This window comes from Streptomyces sp. Y1 (genome assembly GCF_041053115.1).
Lineage (GTDB): Bacteria > Actinomycetota > Actinomycetes > Streptomycetales > Streptomycetaceae > Kitasatospora > Kitasatospora rubellomurina.
Map to the genome: position 1 here is coordinate 5,598,317 of NZ_CP163445.1, position 24,727 is coordinate 5,623,043.

The 24,727-nt window shown below is 71.8% G+C and carries 24 protein-coding genes and 1 riboswitch; of the genes, 13 read left to right on the forward strand and 11 right to left on the reverse strand.

What is annotated here, in order from left to right:
* Positions 1–128 precede the first annotated feature (128 nt).
* On the forward strand, positions 129–1,511 hold the full coding sequence (locus AB2U05_RS24270) for a pyridoxal-dependent decarboxylase (RefSeq protein ID WP_107072826.1): 1,383 nt from the start codon (positions 129–131) through the stop codon (positions 1,509–1,511).
* A gap of 69 nt (positions 1,512–1,580) precedes the next feature.
* Here AB2U05_RS24270 and AB2U05_RS24275 read toward each other — a convergent pair whose 3' ends face one another.
* Entirely contained in the window at positions 1,581–2,441 is an 861-nt protein-coding gene (locus AB2U05_RS24275) for a GNAT family N-acetyltransferase (RefSeq protein ID WP_045692257.1), read from the reverse strand.
* 293 nt (positions 2,442–2,734) lie between these two features.
* Here AB2U05_RS24275 and erpA point away from each other — a divergent pair, with 293 nt between their 5' ends.
* Entirely contained in the window at positions 2,735–3,088 is a 354-nt protein-coding gene (gene erpA, locus AB2U05_RS24280; RefSeq protein WP_045692187.1) for an iron-sulfur cluster insertion protein ErpA, read from the forward strand.
* Positions 3,089–3,163: 75 nt separating this feature from the next.
* Here erpA and AB2U05_RS24285 read toward each other — a convergent pair whose 3' ends face one another.
* Both AB2U05_RS24285 and AB2U05_RS24290 read right to left on the reverse strand, forming a co-directional pair.
* The gene (locus tag AB2U05_RS24285) at positions 3,164–3,835 is read right to left on the reverse strand and encodes a hypothetical protein (protein WP_369184251.1); all 672 of its coding nucleotides are present in this window, start codon (positions 3,833–3,835) and stop codon (positions 3,164–3,166) included.
* 101 nt (positions 3,836–3,936) lie between these two features.
* Entirely contained in the window at positions 3,937–4,149 is a 213-nt protein-coding gene (locus AB2U05_RS24290; protein WP_045692185.1) for a hypothetical protein, read from the reverse strand.
* A 305-nt stretch (positions 4,150–4,454) separates the two neighbouring features.
* Between AB2U05_RS24290 and AB2U05_RS24295 the strand changes: the two genes are divergently transcribed.
* Positions 4,455–5,432, forward strand: coding sequence for a carbohydrate kinase family protein (locus AB2U05_RS24295; RefSeq protein WP_045692184.1), 978 nt, complete (start codon positions 4,455–4,457; stop codon positions 5,430–5,432).
* 13 nt (positions 5,433–5,445) lie between these two features.
* Here AB2U05_RS24295 and AB2U05_RS24300 read toward each other — a convergent pair whose 3' ends face one another.
* Positions 5,446–6,840, reverse strand: coding sequence for a cysteine desulfurase/sulfurtransferase TusA family protein (locus AB2U05_RS24300; RefSeq protein WP_369184252.1), 1,395 nt, complete (start codon positions 6,838–6,840; stop codon positions 5,446–5,448).
* A gap of 377 nt (positions 6,841–7,217) precedes the next feature.
* Here AB2U05_RS24300 and coxB point away from each other — a divergent pair, with 377 nt between their 5' ends.
* From coxB to AB2U05_RS24320, 4 genes are all read left to right on the forward strand, one after another.
* A complete protein-coding gene (coxB, locus tag AB2U05_RS24305) occupies positions 7,218–8,072 on the forward strand; it encodes a cytochrome c oxidase subunit II (protein WP_045692183.1) in 855 nt (284 codons plus the stop codon).
* 86 nt (positions 8,073–8,158) lie between these two features.
* Positions 8,159–9,844 carry a cytochrome c oxidase subunit I gene (ctaD, locus tag AB2U05_RS24310; protein WP_244178584.1) on the forward strand — a complete coding sequence of 562 codons (1,686 nt, stop codon included), beginning with the start codon at positions 8,159–8,161 and terminating at the stop codon, positions 9,842–9,844.
* Positions 9,844–10,260, forward strand: coding sequence for a cytochrome c oxidase subunit 4 (locus tag AB2U05_RS24315; protein ID WP_045692181.1), 417 nt, complete (start codon positions 9,844–9,846; stop codon positions 10,258–10,260). Before ctaD ends, AB2U05_RS24315 begins: the two co-directional genes overlap by 1 nt.
* A gap of 214 nt (positions 10,261–10,474) precedes the next feature.
* Positions 10,475–11,731, forward strand: a complete 1,257-nt coding sequence (locus AB2U05_RS24320) for an Ig-like domain-containing protein (protein ID WP_369184253.1) — start codon at positions 10,475–10,477, stop codon at positions 11,729–11,731.
* Positions 11,732–11,750: 19 nt separating this feature from the next.
* On the opposite strand, the gene AB2U05_RS24325 is transcribed toward AB2U05_RS24320, so the two are convergent.
* The 5 genes from AB2U05_RS24325 to AB2U05_RS24345 form a co-directional block, all read right to left on the reverse strand.
* Positions 11,751–12,119 carry a GntR family transcriptional regulator gene (locus AB2U05_RS24325; RefSeq protein WP_045692180.1) on the reverse strand — a complete coding sequence of 123 codons (369 nt, stop codon included), beginning with the start codon at positions 12,117–12,119 and terminating at the stop codon, positions 11,751–11,753.
* 137 nt (positions 12,120–12,256) lie between these two features.
* Positions 12,257–13,921 (reverse strand): ubiquinol-cytochrome c reductase cytochrome b subunit, encoded by a 1,665-nt coding sequence (locus AB2U05_RS24330; RefSeq protein WP_045692179.1) that lies wholly within the window; start codon positions 13,919–13,921, stop codon positions 12,257–12,259.
* On the reverse strand, positions 13,918–14,967 hold the full coding sequence (locus AB2U05_RS24335; RefSeq protein ID WP_244178576.1) for a ubiquinol-cytochrome c reductase iron-sulfur subunit: 1,050 nt from the start codon (positions 14,965–14,967) through the stop codon (positions 13,918–13,920). Before AB2U05_RS24335 ends, AB2U05_RS24330 begins: the two co-directional genes overlap by 4 nt.
* An 8-nt stretch (positions 14,968–14,975) precedes the next feature.
* The gene (locus AB2U05_RS24340; RefSeq protein ID WP_045692177.1) at positions 14,976–15,785 is read right to left on the reverse strand and encodes a c-type cytochrome; all 810 of its coding nucleotides are present in this window, start codon (positions 15,783–15,785) and stop codon (positions 14,976–14,978) included.
* A gap of 187 nt (positions 15,786–15,972) precedes the next feature.
* On the reverse strand, positions 15,973–16,593 hold the full coding sequence (locus AB2U05_RS24345) for a heme-copper oxidase subunit III (protein ID WP_369184254.1): 621 nt from the start codon (positions 16,591–16,593) through the stop codon (positions 15,973–15,975).
* Between the two features lie 398 nt (positions 16,594–16,991).
* On the opposite strand from AB2U05_RS24345, the gene AB2U05_RS24350 reads away from it, so the two are divergent.
* From AB2U05_RS24350 to AB2U05_RS24360, 3 genes are all read left to right on the forward strand, one after another.
* Entirely contained in the window at positions 16,992–17,417 is a 426-nt protein-coding gene (locus tag AB2U05_RS24350; RefSeq protein ID WP_045692175.1) for a hypothetical protein, read from the forward strand.
* Positions 17,418–17,577: 160 nt separating this feature from the next.
* Positions 17,578–18,654 (forward strand): anthranilate phosphoribosyltransferase, encoded by a 1,077-nt coding sequence (gene trpD / locus AB2U05_RS24355; RefSeq protein ID WP_045692174.1) that lies wholly within the window; start codon positions 17,578–17,580, stop codon positions 18,652–18,654.
* Positions 18,655–18,762: 108 nt separating this feature from the next.
* Positions 18,763–18,880, forward strand: a riboswitch (SAM riboswitch).
* Positions 18,881–18,932: 52 nt separating this feature from the next.
* Positions 18,933–20,372, forward strand: coding sequence for an aminotransferase class V-fold PLP-dependent enzyme (locus AB2U05_RS24360; protein ID WP_369184255.1), 1,440 nt, complete (start codon positions 18,933–18,935; stop codon positions 20,370–20,372).
* 17 nt (positions 20,373–20,389) lie between these two features.
* On the opposite strand, the gene AB2U05_RS24365 is transcribed toward AB2U05_RS24360, so the two are convergent.
* On the reverse strand, positions 20,390–20,671 hold the full coding sequence (locus AB2U05_RS24365; protein WP_045692172.1) for an Lrp/AsnC ligand binding domain-containing protein: 282 nt from the start codon (positions 20,669–20,671) through the stop codon (positions 20,390–20,392).
* Positions 20,668–21,483, reverse strand: a complete 816-nt coding sequence (locus tag AB2U05_RS24370; RefSeq protein ID WP_369184256.1) for a rhomboid family intramembrane serine protease — start codon at positions 21,481–21,483, stop codon at positions 20,668–20,670. Before AB2U05_RS24370 ends, AB2U05_RS24365 begins: the two co-directional genes overlap by 4 nt.
* Before the next feature lie 201 nt (positions 21,484–21,684).
* On the opposite strand from AB2U05_RS24370, the gene AB2U05_RS24375 reads away from it, so the two are divergent.
* The 3 genes from AB2U05_RS24375 (at position 21,685) to AB2U05_RS24385 (ending at position 24,714) form a co-directional block, all read left to right on the forward strand.
* Positions 21,685–21,948 (forward strand): hypothetical protein, encoded by a 264-nt coding sequence (locus AB2U05_RS24375; RefSeq protein ID WP_045692170.1) that lies wholly within the window; start codon positions 21,685–21,687, stop codon positions 21,946–21,948.
* Positions 21,949–22,139: 191 nt separating this feature from the next.
* Positions 22,140–23,477 (forward strand): NYN domain-containing protein, encoded by a 1,338-nt coding sequence (locus AB2U05_RS24380; RefSeq protein ID WP_045692254.1) that lies wholly within the window; start codon positions 22,140–22,142, stop codon positions 23,475–23,477.
* Positions 23,478–23,676: 199 nt separating this feature from the next.
* Positions 23,677–24,714 carry an NlpC/P60 family protein gene (locus tag AB2U05_RS24385; RefSeq protein WP_369184257.1) on the forward strand — a complete coding sequence of 346 codons (1,038 nt, stop codon included), beginning with the start codon at positions 23,677–23,679 and terminating at the stop codon, positions 24,712–24,714.
* Positions 24,715–24,727 lie beyond the last annotated feature (13 nt).

Genomic DNA, 24,727 nt, shown 5'->3' on the forward strand with positions numbered 1-24,727 from the left:
GCCTGACCAGCCGCGTTCCGACGCGCGGCGAAGCGCCCTCGCTGCCTACGCTGATCACGTCCGGCCAACGCGGTGAGCCGTCCCGCAGACCGGATCCCCCCGACACCCCACAGCCGAGAGGGACAGCCGTGTCCGCAGCACCCGACCGCATGCACCGGCCCGACAACGACCTGGTCGACCTGGTTTTCGACTACATGCGGGAGCGGCTGCAGTACGACCCCGTCCCGCTCGACCACCCCGGTGACGGCGAGCACCTGCGCGCCCAGCTGGCCGGCCTGCTCAACCAGGACGGCAACAACCCGGCCGACGTGCTCAAGCTGTACGACCACGAGCTGTCCCGCGCGGTCATCTCCGCCGACAGCCCGCGCTACCTGTCCTTCATCCCGTGCGCCCCCACCAAGGCCGCGCTGCTGTTCGACATGGTCGTCTCCTGCGCCTCGCTGCAGGGCATCTCCTGGCTGGAGGCGGCCGGCGCGATCGCCGCCGAGAACCAGGTGCTGCGCCTGATCGCCGACCGCGCGGGCCTGCCGCAGACGGCCGGCGGCTGCTTCGTCTCCGGCGGCTCGGCGGGCAACCTGTCCGCCCTCGTCGTCGCCCGCGACACCGCCCGCCGCAAGCTCGCCGAGGACGGTCGACCCAGTGGGCCGGAGGCGCGGCTGCGGATAGCCGTCGCCGACCAGGTGCACTCCTCGGTCAAGAACACCTTCAACATCATCGGCGTCGAAGCCTTCAAGGTCCCGACCGTGAACCGGCGCTTCACCGGCGAGGCCCTGCGCGCCGCCCTGGCCGCCGACCCGAACCCCGAGACCGTGATCGCCGTCGTCGGCACCGCCGGCACCACCAACGAGGGCATCGTCGACGACCTGGCCGGCCTCGCCGAGGTCGCCCGCGAGCGCGACCTGTGGTTCCACGTGGACGGCGCCTACGGCGGCGCCGGCCTGTTCGCTCCCTCGGTGCGCGAGCGCTACAACGGCATCGAGCACGCCGACTCCTTCGTCGTCGACCCGCACAAGTGGCTGTTCGCCCCCTTCGACTGCGCCGCGCTGATCTACCGCAACCCGCAGCTCGCCCGCGCCGTGCACACCCAGGACGCCTCCTACCTGGACGTCCTGCACACCGAGGGCGACGAGTGGAACCCCACCGACTACGCCTACCACCTGACCCGGCGCGCCCGCGGCCTGCCGCTCTGGTTCTCGCTCGCCGTCCACGGCGTCCAGGCCTACACCGACGCCATCGAGACCGGTCTGCGGCTGGCCCGGGACACCGCCCAGCTGATCCGCGACACCGAGCACCTGGAGCTGCTGTTCGACCCGCAGCTGTCGGCCGTCTGCTTCAAGCGCACGGGCTGGACCAACGACGACTACTACCGCTGGTCGCAGCAGCTGCTCGCGGACCAGATCGGCTTCGTCACCCCCACCGGCTGGGACGGCGAGACGGTCGCCCGCTTCGCCTTCCTGCACCCGGGCACCACCATGGAGATGGTCCGGGAGATCCTGGACACCATGGCCTGATCCGCATCCGCGGACCCCGTACGGCCCCACCGGCGCTGCCCGGTGGGGCCGTACCCGGTTCCGGAGGCCCTAGAGGAACGCGCCGTTCGGCAGGTACGGCGTCGGCGGCCGCATGCCGCGCACCCCGACGAACCCCCGGGTCTCCGGGGTCAGCCCGACCTCCAGCCCGACGTCCAGCGCCCACTCCTGCTCGGCGGTCAGGTACTCCACCCGCGCCTGCGCACCGTCCGGCACCCGGGCCAGCGCCTCGCGCAGCAGCCGGGCGGCGATCCGCTTGCTGGTGGCCGCCAGCAGCCGGACGGCGCCGCCGTCCCGGTAGCAGTAGCCGCTGCCGGCCAGTGCGTCCGCGACCAGCAGCTCCTCGAAGTGCCCGAGCATCAGCTCGTGGTCCGGACCGTGCGCGGAGCCGCGCAGCCGCCGGTCCACCGAGTCCAGCAGGTGCAGGTGGGTGGCGTTGCCCCGGTGCACCGGGATGTCCCCGGGGTCGATCAGCCCCTCCCGGTCCACCCGCCCGGTCAACCGCATCGCCGGGTGCAGGGTGAAGCCCGCCAGCCGGTAGCGGCGGGCCGCCGCCGGGGCGGACGCGGCGCAGACCATCCCGCGCAGGCAGCCCCCCGCGTGCGCCGCCGCCCGTTCCAGCAGCAGCCGTCCGACGCCCCGGCCCTGCGCGGACGGCCGGACGGCGAACAGCGAGGGCATCCACAGGCCCTCCCGGCGCAGCGACAGCACCACCCCGACCGGCTCCCCGTCGACCACGGCCAGCCAGCAGCCCCCGGGATCGGTGCGCGCCAGGTGTCTGGTCCGGGCCAGCTGCAGCGGGGTCGGCCGCGGCGGGGCGGCGTCGGCGGCGGGCTCGGCGAACGCGGCGCAGGACAGCTCCTGGACGGCCTCCGCGTCCGCGGCGGTGTCCCTGACCGGGCGAAGGATCATGGTGACCATCCTGGCAACCGCCGGGCCGCCCCGGGGCCCGTTCACCGGGATCGGGAGCCGCGCCGGGAGTCGCGCCGGGAGCCGCGTCGGCAGCCGGATCGGGAACGGGGGCGGTGCCCGGTTCCGCCGGGTTGTGCGAGCATGGGTGGCGTAGGGGACACGGGTGATTCGCCCGGCCCACGGAAAACCGCCGCCGACAGGCCACGAAAAACGTCCGCCGCCCGGGAAATGAAACCGGACGGCCGTTGGTTGGCACTGGCGGCAGACCGTCGTCAAAGACCGGGAGAAAGCAGATGACCGTCCAGGACGAGACCACCGTCGAGAGTGGCATCCTCCTCACCGATGCCGCCGCGGCCAAGGTCAAGAGCCTGCTGGAGCAGGAGGGCCGCGAGGACCTCGCGCTGCGCGTCGCCGTCCAGCCCGGTGGCTGCTCCGGCCTGCGTTACCAGCTGTTCTTCGACGAGCGCTCGCTCGACGGCGACGTGATCAAGGACTTCAACGGTGTCAAGGTCGTCACCGACCGGATGAGCGCCCCGTACCTGGGCGGCGCCACCGTCGACTTCGTCGACACCATCGAGAAGCAGGGCTTCACCATCGACAACCCGAACGCCACGGGCTCCTGCGCCTGCGGCGACTCCTTCAGCTAAGCCTGGAGCGAGCGGAGAAGGCGGCCCCGGGATCATCCCGGGGCCGCCTTCCGCGTTCCGGCGCTCCGGCCGCCGCTACTGCGCGGCGCCGTCCGGGCCGACCGGGTCCGGCCCGGCGTGCGGGTCGCCCTCCAGCGGCACGTCCTGGCCGCTCGGCTGGTCGGTCACCGTCCGCCCGGCCAGCGGCGCGCGCAGATCCGCGGAGACGGACTGCCGCTTGGCCAGCGCGTTGCAGACCTGGCCCGGCTGGGTGGTCGGCGGGCCCGGTACGACCTGCACGTTCACCCGGCCCTGCGGCGACTCGTCCACCTTGAGCGCGTACTTGGTGCAGACCCCGCCGAAGAAGTAGACGGTCAGCTTGTTGCTGCCGTCCATCCGGTAGCCGACCGCCGGGCGCGCCGGGGCGCCGCCGGTGCCGTTCGGGTTGGGCTCACCGGGGGCGATCCCGTTGACCGGGGGAGTGGCCCCGGGCGCCGGCTGCCCCGGCGGGGGCGAGGCCGGCGTGGGGGTGAACCCGGTCGGCGGCTGGGCCGGCTGGCCGGTCGCCCCCGCGGACGGGCTGCCGGAGGCGGTCGGCGCCTGCGGGGAGGCGCTCGCGGACGCGGACGTCGCGGAGGCACTGCTGCTCGCCGAGTCCGAACTCTTGCCGTCCCCGTTGCAGCCGGCCACCGTCACCACCGCCGCCAGCGCCAGACCCGCCAGGGCCACGGCCCGCCGACTGCGTCGGGGCATCGTCTCCAGATCCATCTGCACATCCTCCCGAGGGCTCAGCGGCGCCGCTCCTCGGCCGCTCCGCGCGGATCTGACGTGCCCCGGGCGAATCCGGTTCCCACCCGTTTCCGGCCGGCTCAGAAGCCGTACTCGGCCATCCCCGCCACCAGCCGCTGCGCGTCGGACGGCACCCGGACCAGCCCGGCCGGTGCCGGGGCGGCGGCGGGCTGCGGACCGTCCGCCAGCAGCGGCCAGAACCGGCGCAGCCGGCGCGAGTTGTCCACCAGCGCGTCCATCGTGTAGTCCATGTCGGCGCGCAGCGAGGGCAGCGGGGAATGATCGGTCATCATCGGGCATCGCTCCGATTCCAGGGCCGCGGCGACACTGCCCCGGCCGGCGGCGGGGCCCGCCGGTGCGGCGGGGCTCCCCTGGGCAGACCCTAGGCCGGGGTGCGGACCGCCACCAGTGCTACCCGGAGGTAGTACACGTTCGATGCCGAGGGGTGCCACGATGGCACTGCGGGCCACCGACCGGCCGGGCCCCGGCCGGGCGGCGACAGAGGCGCTCTTGCCGATGCCCGCACCCGGCCCGGTACCGTGTGTGGGTTCGTCCATGCCTGCCCGCTGGCCATGCCGCCACCCTGAGGAGACCTTCCGTGCGTATCGCCGTCGCCGGCTCGATCGCCACCGATCACCTGATGACGTTCCCCGGCCGGTTCGCCGACCAGCTCGTCGCCGAGCAGCTGCACACCGTCTCGCTGTCCTTCCTGGTCGACACCCTGGACATCCGCCGGGGCGGCGTCGCGCCGAACATCGCCTTCGGCATGGGTGTGCTGGGCCTGCGCCCGATCCTGGTCGGTGCGGCCGGCGCGGACTTCGCCGAGTACCGCAGCTGGCTGGAGCGCAACAACGTGGACTGCGACTCCGTCCACATCTCCGAGACCCGGCACACCGCCCGCTTCATGTGCACCACCGACGAGGACCACAACCAGATCGCCTCGTTCTACACCGGTGCCATGGCCGAGGCCCGCAGCATCGAGCTGAAGCCGATCGCCGACCGGGTGGGCGGCCTCGACCTCGTCCTGATCGGTGCCGACGACCCGCAGGGCATGGTCCGCCACACCCAGGAGTGCCGCACCCGCGGCTACGCCTTCGCCGCCGACCCCTCCCAGCAGCTGGCCCGCCTGGAGGGCGACGACATCCGCGACATCGTCGACGGCGCCGCGTACCTGTTCACCAACGAGTACGAGGCCGCGCTGATCGAGAGCAAGACCGGCTGGGACGCCGACGAGCTGCTCGGCCGGGTCGGCACCCGGATCACCACCCTCGGCAGCAAGGGCGTGCGGATCGAGCGCAAGGGCGAGGCCCCGATCCTGGTCGGCTGCGCCAAGGAGGAGGCCAAGGTCGACCCGACCGGCGTCGGCGACGCCTTCCGGGCCGGCTTCCTGGCCGGCCTGTCCTGGAACCTCGAACTGGAGCGCGCCGCCCAGCTCGGCTGCATGCTCGCCACCCTGGTGATCGAGACCGTCGGCACCCAGGAGTACGAGCTGCGCCCGACCGCCTTCCTGGCGCGCTTCGAGGCGGCCTACGGCGCCGAGGCCACCGCGGACGTCCGCGCCCACCTGGTCAAGTAGCGGCCCGCTCCGCTCAGGAGCGACGCACCACGAGGTAGGCCGAGCCCCGGTCGCCGCCGTAGTCGGCGGCCGGGGCCTCGCCCGCGTACTCCTGCTCGCGCATCTCGCACCAGGCCGGGACGTCCAGCCGGGCCGCCTCGTCGTCCGCGAGCACGGCGACCGTGCCGCCCACCGGCACCTCGCCGATCCGCTTCGCCAGCTCGATCACCGGCAGCGGGCAGCGCTTGCCGAGCGCGTCGATCACGAGCGTCCGGACGGCCGGCTCGGCCTTCGGCGCCGGCAGGTCCAGCCCGAGCGGGGCCCGGACGCCCGCCACCAGTTCGGGCAGCACGGCGAGGAAGCGCTCCACGTCCGCCTCGGCCGTCCCGTACGGCAGCGAGACCCGTACGTTGCCCTCGGTGAGCACCCCCATGGCGGCCAGCACGTGGCTCGGCGTCAGCGTGGACGAGGTGCAGGACGAGCCGGAGGAGACCGCGAAGCCGGCCCGGTCCAGCTCGGTGAGCAGCACCTCGCCGTCCACGTACAGGCAGGAGAAGGTGACCAGGTGCGGCAGCCGCCGGACGGGGTCGCCGACCACCTCGACCTCGGGCACCAGCTGCGGCACCCGGGCCCGGATCCGTTCCACCAGTTCGTGCAGCCGGGCGTTCTCCCGCTCGGCCTCGGCCCGGACGGCCCGGAGGGCGGCGGCCGCGGCGACGATCGCCGGGACGTTGACGAAGCCGGGCACCCGCCCGCCCTCGCGCTCGTCGGCCGGCAGCGGCGAGGCGTACCGGACGCCCTTGCGCACCGCCAGGATCCCGACGCCGGGCGGCCCGCCCCACTTGTGCGCGCTCGCGGTCAGCAGCGACCACCTGGCCGGGACGTCCATCCGCCCGGCGCTCTGCGCCGCGTCCACCAGCAGCGGCACGCCCGCCTCGGCGCACCGGGCGGCGACCTCGCCGACCGGCTGGACGGTCCCCACCTCGTGGTTGGCGCTCTGCAGCGCGGCCAGCGCGGTGTCCGGGCGCAGCAGCGCGGCGAAGGCCGCCGGGTCCACCCGGCCGGCGCGGTCCACCGGGGCGACCGTCACCTCGCCGCCGGCGGCCGCGTGGCGCTCGGCGACGTGCAGCACGCTGGAGTGCTCGACGGCGGAGTGCAGCAGGTGGCCGCCGCGGCGCCGGTTGCCGGAGAGCGCGCCCAGCAGGCCGAGTTGGACGGCCTGGGTCCCGCTCGCGGTGAAGGAGACCTCGTCCGCGCGGGCGCCGAGCACGGCGGCGACCGTCTCGCGGGCGGCGTCGAGCAGCATCCGGGCCTGCCGGCCGGAGCGGTACAGCCGGGCCGGGTCGGCCCAGCCCTCGTCCAGGGCGGCGGTCAGCGCCTGCCGGGCGACGGGGTGCAGGGGGGCCGTCGAAGCCACGTCGAAGTACACGGTCACATTTAACGACACACCCGGGGTCGGAGAACGGCGGGGAATTCCCGTGGCTCCGTCTCACCGGCCGTCAGTCGATCATCCCGAATGTCCGGTTCGTCCGCGTCCGACGAGCCGTCACCCGTGTTGTTCGAGGTCATCCCCCGATCGGGCGTACGGACCTCGAATGCCTACGATGACCTGCGGCGCAGTGCTTGCCGGGCCTGATCGGGCGACCGGGCGGCGCGTTACCGGGGGCTGCCCGTCAGGAGCGCATAAGGCTGGAGTAGGGTTTGGCCCGCATAAGCATTCAAACCGTGCCCGTGGACGGGTCGCCGGAGGCTCACCATCCTCCTCGGGGCGACGCGAAGGCGGGCGAGACTTCGGGAAGGCGCTACGTGAGTCCCAACGGCTCCGACCGCTCGCCGCGGCGCACGATGCGGCGGAAGCTGCCTCAGGCGCTGGCACTGGGCCTCGTCATCGCTACCGCCACCGGCTGCTCGGCCAACGACCTCCCCAGGCTTGGCCTCCCGAGCCCCGTCACCAAGGAAGGGCCGATGGTCCTCCAGATGTGGCAGGGGTCCTGGATCGCGGCGCTGGTGGTCGGCGTACTGATGTGGGGTCTGATCATCTGGAGCGTGATCTTCCACCGGCGCAGCCGCACCGGTGTGGAGGTTCCCCCGCAGACCCGGTACAACGTGCCCATCGAGGCGCTCTACACCGCGGTCCCCATCATCATCGTGTCGGTGCTCTTCTACTTCGTCGCCCGCGACGAGTCGAAGCTGACCAAGGTCTCCGAGAAGCCGCAGCACGTGGTCAACGTGGTCGGCTTCCAGTGGAGCTGGGCGTTCAACTACGAGAACACCGAGACCCCCGACCCGGCCAACAAGAACGCCGCGTACGAGGTCGGCACCCCCAAGGACGCGCCGACGCTCTGGCTGCCGGTCAACGAGACGGTGCAGTTCCGTCTCACCTCGCGTGACGTCATCCACGACTTCTGGCCCGTCAACTTCATGATGAAGATGGACGTCGTGCCGGGTGTGGTGAACAAGTTCGAGGTCACCCCGACCGTCAAGGGCGACTACATGGGCAAGTGTGCCGAGCTCTGCGGCACCGACCACTCGCGCATGCTGTTCAACGTCAAGGTCGTCGACCGCGCCGACTACGACAAGCACCTGGCCGAGCTTCGTGACAAGGGCCAGAGCGGTGCGGTGCCTTCCGGCCTGATCAGCATGGGAAGTGAAGAGAAGTGACCATCCTCAACGAGCCCGCCGCGGCCGGCGGGGGCGCCGGGGCCGTCACGGTCGGAGCGCAGCGGACCCGCAAGCCGGGTGCGACCATCATCAAGTGGCTGACCACCACCGACCACAAGACGATCGGCACCCTGTACCTGGGCACGTCGTTCGCCTTCTTCCTGATCGGTGGCATCCTCGCCCTGGTCATGCGTGCCGAGCTGGCCCGTCCCGGGACGCAGATCCTGTCGAACGAGCAGTTCAACCAGGCGTTCACGATGCACGGCACGATCATGCTGCTGATGTTCGCGACGCCGCTGTTCGCGGGCTTCGCGAACTGGATCATGCCGCTGCAGATCGGCGCCCCGGACGTGGCCTTCCCGCGTCTGAACATGTTCGCGTACTGGCTGTACCTGTTCGGCTCGATCATCGCCGTCGCCGGCTTCGTGACCCCGAACGGTGCCGCCAACTTCGGTTGGTTCGCCTACTCCCCGCTGTCGGACGCGGTTCACTCGCCCGGCATCGGCGGCGACATGTGGATCATGGGTCTGGCCTTCTCCGGCTTCGGCACGATCCTCGGTGCGGTCAACTTCATCACCACGATCATCTGCATGCGCGCACCCGGCATGACGATGTTCCGGATGTCGATCTTCGTCTGGAACACCCTGCTGACCGCCGTGCTGGTCCTGCTGGCCTTCCCGGTGCTGGCCGCCGCGCTGTTCGCCCTGGAGGCGGACCGCAAGTTCGGCGCCCACGTCTTCGACCCGGCCAACGGCGGGGCGATGCTGTGGCAGCACCTGTTCTGGTTCTTCGGCCACCCCGAGGTCTACATCATCGCGCTGCCGTTCTTCGGCATCGTGTCGGAGATCATCCCGGTCTTCAGCCGCAAGCCGATGTTCGGCTACTCCGGCCTGATCGCGGCCACCATCGCGATCGCCGGTCTGTCCGTGACGGTGTGGGCGCACCACATGTACGTCACCGGCCAGGTGCTGCTGCCGTTCTTCTCCTTCATGACCTTCCTGATCGCGGTCCCGACCGGTGTGAAGTTCTTCAACTGGGTCGGCACCATGTGGAAGGGCTCGCTGAGCTTCGAGACCCCGATGCTCTGGACGGTCGGCTTCCTGGTCACCTTCCTCTTCGGTGGTCTGACCGGTGTCCTGCTGGCCTCCCCGCCGATCGACTTCCACGTCTCGGACTCGTACTTCGTCGTCGCCCACTTCCACTACGTGGTCTTCGGCACCGTCGTGTTCGCGATGTTCGCCGGCTTCCACTTCTGGTGGCCGAAGATGACCGGCAAGATGCTGGACGAGCGCCTCGGCAAGATCACCTTCTGGACGCTGTTCTTCGGCTTCCACGCGACCTTCCTGGTGCAGCACTGGCTCGGCGCCGAGGGCATGCCCCGCCGCTACGCCGACTACCTGGAGTCGGACGGCTTCACCACGCTGAACACCGTCTCCACCATCGGCTCCTTCGTGCTCGGCCTGTCGATCCTGCCGTTCCTCTACAACGTCTGGAAGACCGCCAAGTACGGCGAGAAGGTCGAGCAGGACGACCCGTGGGGCTTCGGCCGCTCGCTCGAGTGGGCGACCTCCTGCCCGCCGCCGCGGCACAACTTCCTCACGCTGCCGCGCATCCGCTCGGAATCCCCGGCCTTCGACCTCCACCACCCGGAGATCGCCGCGCTGGACTACCTGGAGAACCACGGCGAGCAGGCCAAGCACCTCGCCGGTGTGACCCCGGCGAAGTACGACGCCCCGAAGCTGGGCAAGGGCAAGCAGGAGGGTGACGCCTGATGAAGGAACAGGGAAAGATCTTCCTCGGTCTGGCGGTCTTCGTCCTCGCGATGGCCATCACCTACGGCCTGTGGACGAACAGCTCCGACCTCGGCATCGAGGCGGCCGGCACCACCGCGCTGTTCCTCGCCTTCTCGCTGTGTGCCTTCATCGGGTACTACCTCGCCTTCACCGCCCGCCGGGTGGACAGCGGCGCGGGTGACAACCCCGAGGCCGAGGTCGCGGACGACTCCGGTGAGCTGGGCTTCTTCGCCCCGCACAGCTGGCAGCCGCTCTCGCTGGCGCTCGGTGGCGCGCTCGCCTTCCTGGGCGTGATCTTCGGCTGGTGGCTGATGTTCTGGGCCGCTCCGATCATCGCGATCGGCATCTTCGGATGGGTCTTCGAGTTCTACCGGGGCGAGAACCAGAACCAGTAAGGTTCCGACTCCGACACCGGGGCCGGTCCTCCCGCAGGGGAGGGCCGGCCCCGCTGCGTTTTCCCCGGCCCGCCGGGGTCCGGGGAGCGGGGCCCCGGCCCGGGGGCCTCGGAGCGGGTCTCACCCGCCCGGCCGAACGACGGCACGCTCGGATGTCGCTCAGCCCCATGACGTTCCTACGATCTGATCAATCGTGCGAACCCCGGAGGCGGGCATGTCCGACAGGCGCGCAATAGCAGGCATCGGCAGCATCTCGCTGACCCTCGCCGTCCTGGCCCCACTGGCCGCGTGCTCGTCCGGCGAGGAGGAGACCGCCGGACCGCACCGGATCGACGCGGCCCCGCTGGTGCACCTCTCGGCCGAGGGCAAGGCCGACCCCTCCCAGCCGGTCACCGTGACCGCCGTGGCGGGCAGCCGGCTCACCGACGTCACCGTGGTCGGCCCGGACGGCCGGGTGGTGGCCGGCAAGCTCGCCGAGGACCAGCGCAGCTGGCAGACCACCGGGCACCTGAAGGCCGGCACCGCGTACACCGTCCGGATCTCCGCCGACGACGGTCGCAACGGCCGCGGTGACACCACCGCCGGCTTCAGCACCCTCGCCGCCCAGCGCCTGCTCACCGCCAAGCTCGGCCCGGACTCCTCCGGCAGCGGCGTCTACGGCGTCGGCCAGCCGCTCACCGTGCAGCTCTCCGAGGCGGTGAAGGACCCGCAGGCCCGGCAGGAGGTCGAGCGGGCCCTGACCATCACCTCCCAGCCCGCCGTCACGGGCGGCTGGTACTGGGTGGACGACAAGGACCTGCACTTCCGCCCGGAGGAGTACTGGCCGGCCGGCACGACCGTCTCGCTGGCCTTCGACGGCACCGGCAGCCGGATCTCGGACGGCCTGTACGGCGGCGACCGCAGCTCGCTGCGGCTGCGGATCGGCGAGCGGGTCGAGTCGGTGGTCGACGCCGCCGCCCACGAGCTCACCATCAAGCGGGACGGCGAGGTGCTCCGGACCATCCCGGTCACCACCGGCAAGCCCGGCTTCGACACCCGCAACGGCGTCAAGGTGGTGCTCGGCCAGGAGCGGTCGGTCCGGATGAACGGCGAGACGATCGGTATAGCCGCCGGCGGCGCGGACTCCTACGACCTGGAGGTGGAATGGGCCACCCGGGTGACTTGGAGCGGCGAGTACGTGCACGCGGCGCCCTGGTCGGTCGGCTCGCAGGGCGTGGAGAACGTCAGCCACGGCTGCACCGGCATGAGCACCGAGAACGCCAAGTGGTTCTACCAGAACACCCGGGTGGGGGACCTGGTGACGGTGGTGAACAGCCGGGGCGCCGAGATGGAGCCCTTCGGCAACGGCTTCGGCGACTGGAACGTCTCCTGGGCGAACTGGACCAAGCACAGCGCCCTCGGACAGGCCGTCAGCACCACCGCCCCGGCCGCCCAGGCCCCGGCCGCGGGGATGATCCGCCCGGAGGTCTGAGGCAGGCCCAGGAAGCGCCCTACGCCTCGGGCAGGGCCCGCAGCGCGGTGTCCACCGCCGCGAGGGCGTCGGCGCGGGAGAGCCCGAGCCGGGCGGCCCGCTCCGCGTACGCGGCGGCGGCCTCGGCGGCCAGGCGGTGGGCGGTGTCCCCGGTGGCGGCGATCAGGGTGCCGCGCCGGCCGTGGGTCTCCACCACGCCGTCCGCCTCCAGCTCCTTGTAGGCCCGGGCGACCGTCCCGGCGGCCAGCCCCAGCTCCTCGGCCAGGGCCCGGACGGTCGGCAGCCGCAGCCCGGTCGGCAGCTCGCCGGTGCGGGCCCGCTCGGCGATCTGGGCGCGGATCTGCTCGTACGGGGGAGTGGCGGCGGCGGGATCGACGGACAGCTGCACGGGGGCTCCAGGCGACGGGCGGGTACGGGACCGGCGGGTTCGGGGCGGGCGGGTACGGGCGGGCGGGTACGGAAAAGCCCGAGGGCCGCCGACCAGGTGAACTCTGGTCAGCGGCCCTCGGGGTGGCGCGTACGGGATCAGTGGTGGCCGTGGCCGCTGGTGATCTCGTGGTGCTCCTCGGCGGTCGGCTTGGGGATCTGGCTTCCCTCGCCGTAGAAGCCGCGGGAGAGCTTGGCCCGGGTGCGGGTGAGGACGCCGGCCTTGCGGGCCACGCCGTTCTCGTCCGTCTGGGCCGGCAGCTGGACCGGCTGGATCTGCTCGTGCGCGGTGAGCGTGTGCAGGTCCTTCTGCGGCAGCTGGGCGTGCACCTCGACGAACTCGCCGTGCGGCAGGCGCTTGATGACGCCCGTCTCGCGGCCGTGCAGCACCTTCTCCTTGTCACGGCGCTGCAGGCCGAGGCACCAGCGCTTGGTGACGATGAAGGTGACGACCGGGACGACGAAGAAGCCGACGCGGACGAAGTAGGTGATGGCGTTCAGCGACAGGTGCAGGTGGGTGGCGAACAGGTCGTTGCCACCACCGATCAGCAGCACCAGGTACAGGCTGATCCAGGCGGCACCCAGCGCGGTGCGGACCGGGGCGTTGCGCGGGCGGTCCAGGATGTGGTGCTCGCGCTTGTCGCCGGTGATCCAGCTCTCGATGAACGGGTAGACCGCGATCGAGACCAGGACCAGCGGGAAGACCACCATCAGCGGGATGAAGACACCCAGGTTCAGGGTGTGGCCGCCCCAGACGCTGATCTCCCAGCCCGGCATGACGCGGATCAGGCCCTCGGAGAAGCCCATGTACCAGTCCGGCTGGGCGTCGGTCGACACCTGGTCGGGGCGGTACGGGCCGTACGCCCAGATCGGGTTGATCGAGGCGATCGCCGAGATGGCGGCGATGAGGCCGAACACCAGGAAGAAGAAGCCACCGGCCTTGGCCATGTAGACCGGCATCAGCGGCATGCCGACGACGTTCTTCTCGGTCTTGCCCGGGCCCGCCCACTGGGTGTGCTTGTGGTAGAAGACCAGGATCAGGTGCGCCACCAGCAGGCCGAGCATGATGCCCGGGATCAGCAGCACGTGGATCGTGAAGAACCGCGGGATGATGTCGTGGCCGGGGAACTCGCCCCCGAACAGGAACATCTGGACGTAGGTGCCCACCAGCGGGACGGCGAGGATCGCGCCTTCCATGAAGCGGATACCGGTACCCGACAGCAGGTCGTCCGGCAGCGAGTAGCCGAAGAAGCCGTCGAACATGCCCAGGACCAGCAGCAGGAAGCCGAAGACCCAGTTGATCTCACGCGGCTTGCGGAACGCGCCGGTGAAGAACACGCGCATCATGTGCACGAGCATGCCCGCCACGAAGACCAGCGCGGCCCAGTGGTGGATCTGGCGGATCAGCAGACCGCCGCGCACCTCGAAGCTGATGTCGACGGTCGAGGCGTACGCCTCGGACATCCCGATGCCCTTGAGCGGGACGTACGAGCCGTCGTAGATGACCTCGCCCATCGAGGGCTTGAAGAACAGCGTCAGGTAGACGCCGGTCATGATGATGATGATGAACGTGTAGAGGCAGATCTCGCCCAGCATGAAGGACCAGTGGTCCGGGAAGATCTTCCGCAGGTTGGCCTTGGCGAGGGAGTAGATCCCCAGCCGGCCGTCCGTCCAGTCAGCGGCGGCTTCCCACTTGCTCGCGGGCTTGGCGCGCGTGCTGGCGGGCTTGGCGGCACCGGAGGTGGTGCTGCTCGCGCTACTCATCGAGCACGCTCCCAGTAGCTCGGGCCGACGGGCTCAGCGAAGTCGCCGGTGGCGACCAGGTTGCCCTTCTCGTCAGTGATGATCTTCAGCTGCGGCAGCGGGTGGCCGGCCGGGCCGAAGATGACGCGCGCGCCGTCCGCCAGGTCGAAGGTCGACTGGTGGCAGGGGCAGAGCGCGTGGTGGGTCTGCTGCTCGTACAGGCTGATCGGGCAGCCGACGTGGGTGCAGATCTTGGAGTAGGCGAGGATGCCCTCGAAGCCCAGCTCCCGGGACTTGTCGTCCTTGATGTCCTCCGGTGCGATGCGCACCAGCATCAGGGCGTCCTTGGCGATGCGCTGCTGGAAGTCCTCGTCGTGGGTGGTCAGACCCTTCGGCATGGCGAAGGTCAGCGAACCGACGACGATGTCCTCGGCCTTCATCGGCTGCATGGTGCTCATGTTGACGAGCTCCAGCGGCATGGCCTGGGTGGCCTTGCCCCAGCCGGTGCCCATGAGCTTCTTCTCGGGCAGCGGGCCCAGGTCGCGGAGCAGGACCACGCCGGAGAGCGGGACCAGCGCCAGCGAGCCGAGGAGGGTGTTGCGGATCATCTTGCGGCGGCCGAAGCCGGACTCCGCGGCGCCCTGCCGGAACTGCTCCATGATGTCGGCGCGCAGCTCGTCGTCGGCCTCGATCGGGTGACGCTCGGCCGGGACCTCGACGTCCGACATCAGGGTGCGGGCCCAGTGGACCGCGCCGGCGCCGATCATGAACAGCGCGACGCCCAGGGTCATGCCCAGCGCGAAGTTCAGCGCGCTGACCTTGCCCAGCGGGAAGATGTAGACGATCTTGTCGGGGTCGATGGCCACGAACGAGGCGATGAAGCCGATGGTGGCGAGCATCGAGACCACGAACATCAGCGAGACCTGGCGCTCGGCCCGCTTGGCGGCCCGCTCGTCGATGTCGGTGCGACGCGGCTCGTGGGCCGGCAGGCCCGGGTCGGCGAAGGGGTTGCCGTGCTCGGCGACCTCGCCGGCGGAGCCGTGCGACTCCGGGAGGTTCTCTGACATGTCGTGGCTCATGACTTCTTGGCCTTGGTGGTGTGGGCGGCGACCCAGATCGCGACCGCGATGAGCGTGCCGAGACCGAAGATCCAGCCGAACAGACCCTCGGTCACCGGACCGAGGCTGCCGAGCGTGAGACCACCGGGGTTGGGCTCATCGGAGGTGGTGTGGCGGACGAAGGCCACGATCTGCTTCTTCTGCTCCTCGGGCATGGTGGTGTCCGGGAACGACGGCATGTTCTGCGGGCCGGTCTGCATGGCCTCGTAGATGTGCTTGGCGTCCACGCCCTCCAGCGAGGGGGCGTACTTGCCCTTGGTCAGGGCACCGCCCTGGCCGGCGAAGTTGTGGCACTGGGCGCAGTTGGTGCGGAACAGCTCGCCACCCTTGGAGATGTCCTCCGGGTTGGTCGAGGTGTACTGCTCAGCCTTCGGCGCGACCGGGCCGGGGCCCAGCGAGCCCACGAAGGCGGCGAGCTGGTCGATCTCGGCCTGGGAGTAGATGTTCTTCTTGCGCGGGACCTGCGCGCCGGGCTGCTGGGCCGGCATGCGGCCGGTGCCGACCTGGAAGTCGACGGACGCGGTGCCGACGCCGACCAGGCTCGGACCGTCGCTGCTGCCCTGGCCGTTCAGGCCGTGGCAGGAGGAGCAGCCGACGGCGAAGAGCTTCTTGCCCTCTTCGATCTCGAGCGACTGCGCGGTGACGTCGGCCTGCGCCTTGCTGGCGGGCGCGAACGCGGCGTACAGCCCCCCGGTGGCCGCCAGGGCGAGAAGTAGGACGACCAGCGCCGCCAATGGGTGGCGCCGTCGTGCGGAGAGCTTTTTCACGGAATAACCCCGGTGTCAGGATCTGGTCGACTGGTGGGTGCACCCGGCGGCCGGTCTGGCCGGCACGAGGCTGCCTCTCTAGGGCTGCGCGCGCGGTCGGTCGGTGGGAGCTTCGGCACCGGCAGAAGCGGCCCGACGCCGGTGAGGGCGGGGGCCGCAGCCGGTGGCCAGCGACCTGATCAGCTGGTTACTTGATCAGGTAGATGGTCGCGAACAGGCCGATCCACACGACGTCGACGAAGTGCCAGTAGTACGACACGACGATCGCGGCGGTGGCCTGCTCGTGCGTGAAGCGCTTGGCTGCGTAAGTCCGTCCCAGGACCAGCAGGAAGGCGATCAGACCACCCGTCACGTGCAGACCGTGGAAGCCGGTGGTCAGGTAGAACACGGTGCCGTACGGGTCGGAGGACAGCGAGAGGCCGTCCTTCTTGACCAGCTCCGTGTACTCGAAGATCTGACCGCCGATGAAGATCGCGCCCATCATGAACGTGATGACGAACCACGCGCGGAGCTTCTTCACGTCACCGCGCTCGGCGGCGAACACGCCGAGCTGGCAGGTCAGCGAGGAGAGCACCAGGATCGTGGTGTTGCCCGCGGAGAAGGGGACGTTGAGGGCGTGCGCCTTCTCGGTCCAGAACTCGGCTCCCTTGACGGAGCGGAGCGTGAAGTACATCGCGAAGAGGGCCGCGAAGAACATCAGCTCGGAACTGAGCCAGACGATCGTTCCGACGCTGACCATGTTCGGTCGGTTGACCGATCCATGCGCGTGCCCGGTTTCTACTGCTGTTGCTGTCGCCACGACGGACATTATGTCGGTCCCTTATTCCGTCTTCACGCCGGGGGGTGTCCCTCGGAGTGTCCGGTGCGTGCGGTATGCCCGCTTGGGGGGTGGCCGGGGGGCCGGACGGGGGCTGAGCAGCGGCGTGTCCCTTTTCTGACGGTTCCTCGACGGGGCCCTGCGGCCCGCTGGCCAGCGTGTCGCTGCCGGGTCGCGCGGGCGCGCGGAGGTAAGGGGAGCGGGCCCGGGGTCGGCCGTACGAGTGGACCGCGGGTGACGGGGTGACGGGGTGTCCTCCAGGCGGCCGAGCGGCGGGCGCGGCGGCTTGGGGAGGAAGGTGTGCGCGGGGGAGTCGGCGACGGGGGAAAGCGGAGTAGCATCCGGATCAGGCGAACGTGGTCCGGATCACACTTGAGGGAGCAGGGTCCATGGCGTACACGACCGACGAGACGCTCACCGTCCTGGTCTACAGCGACGACCGCAACACCCGCGAGCAGGTGCTGACGGCGCTCGGCCGCCGGCCCGCCGAGGATCTTCCCGAGCTGGACTACCTGGAGTGCGCGACCACCCCCGCGGTGCTGAAGGCGCTGGAGAAGGGCGGCGTCGACCTCTGCGTCCTGGACGGCGAGGCGGTGCCGGCCGGCGGGCTCGGGCTCGGGCGCCAGCTCAAGGACGAGATCTACGGCTGCCCGCCGGTGCTCGTGCTGATCGGCCGGCCGCAGGACTCCTGGCTCGCCGCCTGGAGCCGGGCCGACGCCGCGATCTCCCGCCCGGTGGACCCGGTGGCGCTGGCCGAGGCGGCCGCCGTCCTGCTGCGGGGCCGACTGGCGAAGCGGGCGCCGGCCGCGCGCTGAGCGCCGGCGGACGGCCCGGAGCCGTTCCCGTACGAAGTTGCCGGTGCTGTCTCAGTACGAGAGAAGGGGCCGCCGCGGCGGCCCTTCCGCTCGATAGGCTGACTTCCATCCGTACGGACGTCCCCCGTGGGTGGGGGAACCGACAACAGTGGAGTCAGCCATGGTGAACGCGAACCCTGCGAACGGCGGTAGCGACCCCGCGCAGGTGGTCCGTACCTGGCCGGACATCCTGGCGGCGCTGTTGAAGGGGGAGGACCTCGACCGCTCGGCCACCGCGTGGGCGATGGACCGGATCATGAGCGGCGAGGCGTCCCCCGTCCAGGTCGCCGGCTTCATGATCGCGCTGCGGGCCAAGGGCGAGACGGTCGACGAGATCACCGGTCTGGTGGACTCGATGTACGCGCACGCCGAGCCGCTGGAGATCGCCGGCCCGGCGGTCGACATCGTCGGCACCGGCGGCGACCGGGCGAAGACCGTCAACATCTCCACCATGTCGGCGATCGTCGCGGCCGCGGCCGGCGCCAAGGTGGTCAAGCACGGCAACCGGTCGGCCTCCTCCGCCAGCGGCTCCTCGGACGTGCTGGAGAAGCTCGGCGTCGCGCTCGACCTGCCCGCGCGGCGGGTCGCCGAGGTCGCCGAGGAGGTCGGGCTCACCTTCTGCTTCGCCGCGAAGTTCCACCCCTCGATGCGGCACGCCGCCACCGCGCGGCGCGACCTCGGGGTGCCGACCGCGTTCAACATCCTCGGCCCGCTCACCAACCCGGCCAAGGTCAGCGCGCACGCGATCGGCTGCTTCGACACCCGGCTCGCCGGGCTGATCGCCGGGGTGCTCGCCCGGCGCGGGGCCAGCGCCCTGGTGTTCCGCGGCGACGACGGGCTGGACGAGCTCACCATCACCACCACCTCGCAGGTGTGGATCGTGCGCGACGGCGCCGTCACCGAGACCTCCTTCGACCCGCGGGACGTCGGCATCGAGCTGGTCGGCATCGAGGCGCTGCGCGGCGGGGACCCGTCCTACAACGCCGAGGTCGCGCGCCGGCTGCTGGCCGGGGAGCGCGGGCCGGTGCGGGACGCCGTCCTGCTGAACACGGCGGCGGCGCTGGTCGCGCTCGAACCCGGCGACGCGCCGCTCACCGAGCAGCTCGCGGCGGGCATGGTGCGGGCGGCCGAGGCCATCGACTCGGGTGCGGCGGAGGAGCTGCTGCGCCGCTGGTCGGGGGCCACCAGCCGGGGCTGAGGCGGTAGTTGACGGGCCCGTGGCGATTCGTCGCCGCGGGCTCCTGTCGTGTCCGGATGGTGGACCTGTGTTTGACCGTCCGATGTGTGCGACCTAGAGTCTTGGCCAGGTCATGAGTGACAGCGACAAGCCCCAGCTTGCTGTCCGGCAACCCTCCGTCCGTGGCGGGGTGCCCTGGGTGAGGACCGGGTCGCTCGGCGAATCGTCCGTGCGGCAAGCGCGGACGCCGGACGACGAGCACTCCCGGGGTCCCTGACCCGTAGAAGGAGTGCATCCTCATGTCCCTCTCCCACCCGTCGCCCGCCACCACCCTTGCATCGACGCTCCCCCGGACTCCGTCCGGGGGGACCCCCGTCGCGCGGCCCCTCCCGTGCGCCCCGCTCGCCGTCCTCGGCCGTGACGTCCAGGTCCCGCTCGCCAGCGGGGAGAAGGTCGGCTACGCGGCGCTCGACTACGCGGCCAGCTCGCCGGCGCTGCAGCGGGTCTGGGACGACGTCGCCGCCTACGCGCCGTACTACGGCAGCGTGCACCGGGGCGCCGGGTACCTCTCCCAGCTGTCCACCGACCTGTTCGAGCAGAGCCGCCGGACCGTCGCCGAGTTCCTCGACCTGCGTGAGGGCGACCAGGTGGTGTTCACCCGCGCCACCACCGACTCGCTCAACCTGCTGGCCGGGGCCGTGCCGGCCGGCACCCGGGTGTTCGCCTTCGAGACCGAGCACCACGCCTCGCTGCTGCCCTGGGCGCACGCCGGGCTGGAGGTGCGGTACCTGGCGGCGCCGCGCTCGCGGGCCGAGGCGGTGGCCGCGCTGGACGCCGCGCTCGCCGAGGCGCCCGAGGGCCCCAAGCTGCTGTGCGTCACCGGCGCCTCGAACGTCACCGGGGAGCTGTGGCCGGTCGCCGCGCTGACCGAGACCGCGCACCGGCACGGCGCCCGGGTGGTGCTGGACGCCGCGCAGCTCGCCCCGCACCACCGGGTCTCGGTGCGGGAGTCGGGCGTCGACTGGATCGCCTTCTCCGGCCACAAGCTCTACGCGCCGTTCGGCGCGGGGGTGTTGGCCGGTCGCTCGGACTGGCTGGACGCGGCCGAGCCGTACCTGGCCGGCGGCGGGGCGACCCGGACGGTGGCCCGGGAGACGGACGGCTCGGTGGCCGTGCAGTGGCACACCGGCCCGGCCCGGCACGAGGCCGGTTCGCCGAACGTCATCGGCGCCTACGCGATCGCCTCGGCCTGCCGGGCGCTGACCGAGGCGGGCTTCGAGGCGCTGGAGGCCCGGGAGCAGCGGCTGATCGACCGGCTGACGGCGGGGCTGGCGGAGATTCCTCAGGTCAAGGTGCTGAACCTGTTCGGCCCCGGCTCCGCGCGGGTGGGGGTGCTGTCCTTCGTCGTCCAGGACTGGAACAGCTCGCACTTCTCGGCCGCGCTGTCCGCCGAGTACGGCATCGGGGTGCGCGACGGCCTGTTCTGCGCGCACCCGCTGGTGCGCACCCTGCTCGGGGACGACACCCCGGCCGCCGACTCGGCGTGCGGTGCTCCCGACGCGTCGCTGCCCGGTGAGCGCAGCCTGAACGCGATCCGGGTGAGCTTCGGCGCCGGGACGCCGGACGAGCACGTCGAGCGCTTCCTGACCGCCGTCCGTGAGCTGGTCACGGACGGCGCGGCGTGGAACTACCGCAACGAGGGCGGGCGTTGTGTCGCCGACAGCCGGCGGGAGGGCTGAGCGGGCCCCGGGGCGTCCTACTCGTCGAGGCCGAGGGCGAAGGCGGCTTCCAGGTCGTGCTGGGAGTAGGTGCGGAAGGCGATCTGGGTCTCGGTCTGGGCCACGCCCGGGACCTTGTTCAGCCGGCCCGGGATGACGTCGGCCAGGTCGTCGTGACGGCGCACCCGGACCATCGCCACCAGGTCGTAGCCGCCGGTCACCGAGTACACCTCGCTGACGCCCTCGATCGCGGCGATGGCCTCGGCGATCTCCGGAATGCGGTCGACACTGGTCTTGATCAGGACGATGGCGGTGATCACTGTTCGCGCTCCTTCGTGGGTTGCCGCCAGGGTATCGGGCGTCGGCCGGGTCGTCGCGGGGGGTGACCGAGCACGGTGCAGGCGTAGAGGAACCCGGCCGAGAAGCCGATGACGTGCACCAGGTAGGCCACGCCCGGGCCGGCCGCGTGCACCGACCACCACTGCAGCGCGAACCACAGGCCGAGCACCAGCCAGGCCGGGAAGCGCAGCGGCAGGAAGAGCAGCAGCGGGACGAGGGCGGTCACCCGGGCGCGCGGATGGAAGCGCAGGTAGGCGCCGAGCACGGCGGAGATCGCGCCCGAGGCGCCGATCAGGACGCGGGTGGAGCCCGGCGAGTGGGCCTCGGCGAGCGCGAAGCCGTACGTGGCCAGGCTGCCGGCGGCCAGGTAGAAGAGGGCGAACCGGGCCCGGCCCAGGCGCTGTTCGACGGTGGGGCCGAAGACGTGGAGGAAGAGCAGGTTGCCGAGCAGGTGCAGCCAGCCGGCGTGCAGGAAGAGGCCGGTGAGGACGGACAGCGCCGGGTGCTTGCCCGGGGTCGCGGCGACCGGGCAGCCCGGGACGGGGTCGGGGGCCTCGGCCAGCTGTTCGGAGGTCAGCGGACGGCCGGCCAGGATCTCGGCCGGGATCGCGCCCCAGCGCTGCTCGTACCGCTGCTCGGCGCAGACCCGGGCCTGGCCGGTGCCGTACAGCGGGTTGAGGCCGGCGGCCGGGGCGAGCAGGAACACCAGGGTGTTGACCGCGATCAGGGCGTAGCTGACCGCCGGGGCGGGCCCGGCCGGTGCGTCGGTGTGGTCAGGGGCCGCGAGCGCCATGGGCCCAAGCATCCCTCCGGGCGGCCGAGGTGACACGGCGCAGTACGGCAGGTGGGCTAGGGGGCGGCTTGGCTGAACTGGTGGCCGGGGTGGTTGCCCCAGGCAATAGGCTTGGGGCGGGCATTCCCGCCTCCCGCCGCCGATGCCGGGGCTCCGGGGGGAGCGCCTGGCCCACCCAGGGATCACCCGAGAGGACCCCCGATGACCGTCCCCGCCCTGACCGCGCAGACGCGCTGGCGCTGCACCCTGTGCGGCAACCTGACCCGCTTCGACGTGACCCGCACCGCGCGGGTGACCGAGTTCCTCCACTTCGACCTGGCCGGCGAGTCCAAGGTCGAGGAGACCCAGGTGCTGAGCGAGACGATCGAGTCGGTGCGCTGCCGCTGGTGCAACGCGGTGGACCAGGTCGAGCTGGTGGCCCGCCCGGGTGCCGAGGGTGCGGAGACCCCCGCCGAGCAGGGCTGATGCCGGGGGTGCGGTGGGCGGTGCGGGCGCGCCCGTCCACCGCACGGGACAATACAGACAAGACGCACGGAGCGTGACGACAGGGGGCGGCCGCGGCCGTGCCCCGCTGGACCAGGATCGGAGCCGAGGACGTGGTGGACGCAGCGAAGGAGCCCGACGAGTCGGCGGCGTCCGAGTCCGGGGCGACCGGGGTGTCCGGCGCGGCGTCGGAACGGGCGGCCGAGAAGCTCGACCGGCCGCTGCCCGAGGGGGTGCGCCGGCGGGTGGTCGGGCTGGCCTCGGACGCGCTCGGCGGCCTGCCGGCGGCCGAACTGCCGCAGAGCCTGCGCCAGTACGCGAAGTTCACCCCCGCGCGGCGGGCCAAGTACGCGGCGACGGCCCTGGCGGCGGCGCTGGAGTCGGAGCCGGCCTTCCGGGTGCGGATAGCGGAGCGGCTGCGGCTCGGCCAGCCGGACCTGGTGAAGGCGCTGGAGTCGGGCACCGTCCCGGGCGCCGCCGATCCGATGGACGTCGCGGCCGCCGCGTACCTGGTGCGCTCGGCCGGGTGGAGCCGGCTGGTGACGGAGGCCGGCGAGGAGGCCGAGCGGGCCGGGGCCGAGGGCGCGGCCGCGGAGTCGGCGCGGCTGGTGGAGAAGCTGCAGGCGGAGCTGGCCGAGCTGCGGGCGGCGGCGCGCGCGGACCTGGACCGCCAGCGGGCGGAGTCCGAGGAGGTCCGCCGGGAGGCCGAGTCGCTGCGCAAGAAGGTGCGGTCGCTGGAGAGCGACACCCGCCGGGCGCAGGCCGAGACGCGCCGGCTGGCGGGGGAGCTGGAGGCCGCGAGGGCGCAGGCGGCGGCCGAGCGCGGTACGGCGGAGAGCGAGGCGCGGCGGCTGCGGCACCGGGTCTCCGAGCTGGAGACGGCCGCCGAGCAGGGGCGCCGTTCGGCCCGCGAGGGGCGCAGCGTGGAGGACATGCGGCTGCGGCTGCTGCTGGACACGGTGCTGCAGTCGGCGCAGGGGCTGCAGCGGGAGCTGGCGCTGCCGGTCTCGCAGATCCGCCCGGCGGACCTGGTGGAGGCGGTCGTGCCGGGGGCGGCCTCGCCGCACGACGTGGCCAGGCGGGGCCTGGCGGAGGACGATCCGGCGCTGCTGGACCAGTTGCTGGCGATCCCGCAGGTGCACCTGGTGGTGGACGGCTACAACGTGACCAAGACCGGCTATCCGACGCTGCCGTTGGAGCAGCAGCGGATCCGGTTGCTGGGCGGGCTGGCGATGCTGGCCCAGCGCACCCAGGCGGAGGTCACCTGTGTGTTCGACGGGCAGGACCTGGACGTCCCGGTGATCATGGCGCCGCCGCGCGGGGTGCGGGTGCGGTTCAGCCGGACCGGGGAGACGGCGGACGAACTGATCCGTCGTCTGGTGCGGGCCGAGCCGCAGGGCCGTCCGGTGGTGGTGGTGTCCACCGACCGCGAGGTGGCGGAGGGCGTGCGGAAGGCGGGTGCGCGCCCGGTCGCCTCGGTGCTGCTGCTGAACCGGCTGGCCCGGCCCTGACCCGGGCCTATGGGCGTGATGCCTGGTCAGCGCCCGGATGGCGGCCGTGTGCGGATCCGGTGAAGTCAGCGTCGGAAGCGGGTTTCACGCCATCGGGGGGTTGGCGAAACGCCTGGATCTTCACTAGGGTCTGGCGTCAAACCTATTTTCCGGATTCTCACTCGTACAGGTGAGACCGATGGAAGAAGGAGCCGGTCCCTTGGCCTCCCACCGCCGTCCGAAGCAGCCGAGCCGCGCACGGGTGTCCGTGCTCACCGCTGCCGCCGCGACCGCGGTCGCCCTCTCGGCCCAGGTGGCCGCGCACGCCGCGCCCCAGCCCAGCAAGGCCGACGTCAAGGCGCAGATCGACCAGCTCCAGCAGGAGCAGGAGCAGGCTGCGGAGAAGTACAACGGCGCCAAGGAGCGGGCCGACCAGCTGCGCAAGCAGTCGGACCAGCTGCAGGACCAGGTGGCGCGCAGCCAGGACCAGATGACCCAGCTGAAGTCGGGTCTGTCCGAGGTGGCCGGTGAGCAGTACCGCACCGGCGGCATCGACCCGTCCGTCCAGCTGATGCTCTCCTCCGACCCGAGCGGCTACCTGCAGAAGGCGTCCAGCGTCCAGCAGGCCAGCAACAGTCAGGCCGAGGCGCTCAAGGGGCTGCTGGACCAGCAGCGCCGGCTGGACCAGCAGAAGTCCGAGGCGGCCGCGGTGCTGGCCTCGCTCGACTCCACCACCAAGGACCTGAACCAGGCCAAGGCGGACGTCAACCAGAAGCTCAAGGCCGCGCAGGACCTGATGAACTCGCTCAGCGCCGCCGACCGCGCCGCGCTGCGCGCCCAGCAGCAGCAGGACGACCGAGCCTCGCGCGGCGCGGACCGCCCGGACATCGGCCAGCTGCCGCAGGCGAGCGGCTACGCGGGCGTCGCGGTGGCCAAGGCGATGAGCAAGCAGGGCTCGCCGTACCAGTGGGGCTCCACCGGGCCGAGCACCTTCGACTGCTCGGGCCTGATGGTCTGGGCGTACGGCCAGGCCGGCGTCTCGCTGCCGCGCACCTCGCAGGAGCAGGGCAACGTCGGTACCCGGGTGCCCTCGCTGGACCAGGCCCAGCCGGGCGACCTGGTGATCTACGGTCCCGACCGGCACCACGTCGGGATGTACATCGGCAACGGCATGGTGGTGCACGCGCCGCACACCGGTGACGTGGTGAAGGTGATGAAGGCCGACGCGATGCCGATCAACACCATCCGCCGGGTCTGACGGACCGGCAGGC

Excerpts from the sequence above, each read along its gene's own strand:
- AB2U05_RS24320 (WP_369184253.1), top strand. The coding sequence starts at position 10,475 with ATGTCCGACAGGCGCGCAATAGCAGGCATCGGCAGCATCTCGCTGACC.
- AB2U05_RS24285 (WP_369184251.1), bottom strand. The coding sequence starts at position 3,835 with ATGGATCTGGAGACGATGCCCCGACGCAGTCGGCGGGCCGTGGCCCTG.
- AB2U05_RS24315 (WP_045692181.1), top strand. The coding sequence starts at position 9,844 with ATGAAGGAACAGGGAAAGATCTTCCTCGGTCTGGCGGTCTTCGTCCTC.
- trpD (WP_045692174.1), top strand. The coding sequence starts at position 17,578 with ATGGTGAACGCGAACCCTGCGAACGGCGGTAGCGACCCCGCGCAGGTG.
- AB2U05_RS24360 (WP_369184255.1), top strand. The coding sequence starts at position 18,933 with ATGTCCCTCTCCCACCCGTCGCCCGCCACCACCCTTGCATCGACGCTC.
- erpA (WP_045692187.1), top strand. The coding sequence starts at position 2,735 with ATGACCGTCCAGGACGAGACCACCGTCGAGAGTGGCATCCTCCTCACC.
- AB2U05_RS24335 (WP_244178576.1), bottom strand. The coding sequence starts at position 14,967 with ATGTCAGAGAACCTCCCGGAGTCGCACGGCTCCGCCGGCGAGGTCGCC.
- AB2U05_RS24275 (WP_045692257.1), bottom strand. The coding sequence starts at position 2,441 with ATGATCCTTCGCCCGGTCAGGGACACCGCCGCGGACGCGGAGGCCGTC.
- AB2U05_RS24330 (WP_045692179.1), bottom strand. The coding sequence starts at position 13,921 with ATGAGTAGCGCGAGCAGCACCACCTCCGGTGCCGCCAAGCCCGCCAGC.
- AB2U05_RS24350 (WP_045692175.1), top strand. The coding sequence starts at position 16,992 with ATGGCGTACACGACCGACGAGACGCTCACCGTCCTGGTCTACAGCGAC.
- AB2U05_RS24375 (WP_045692170.1), top strand. The coding sequence starts at position 21,685 with ATGACCGTCCCCGCCCTGACCGCGCAGACGCGCTGGCGCTGCACCCTG.
- AB2U05_RS24370 (WP_369184256.1), bottom strand. The coding sequence starts at position 21,483 with ATGGCGCTCGCGGCCCCTGACCACACCGACGCACCGGCCGGGCCCGCC.
- AB2U05_RS24345 (WP_369184254.1), bottom strand. The coding sequence starts at position 16,593 with ATGTCCGTCGTGGCGACAGCAACAGCAGTAGAAACCGGGCACGCGCAT.
- AB2U05_RS24290 (WP_045692185.1), bottom strand. The coding sequence starts at position 4,149 with ATGATGACCGATCATTCCCCGCTGCCCTCGCTGCGCGCCGACATGGAC.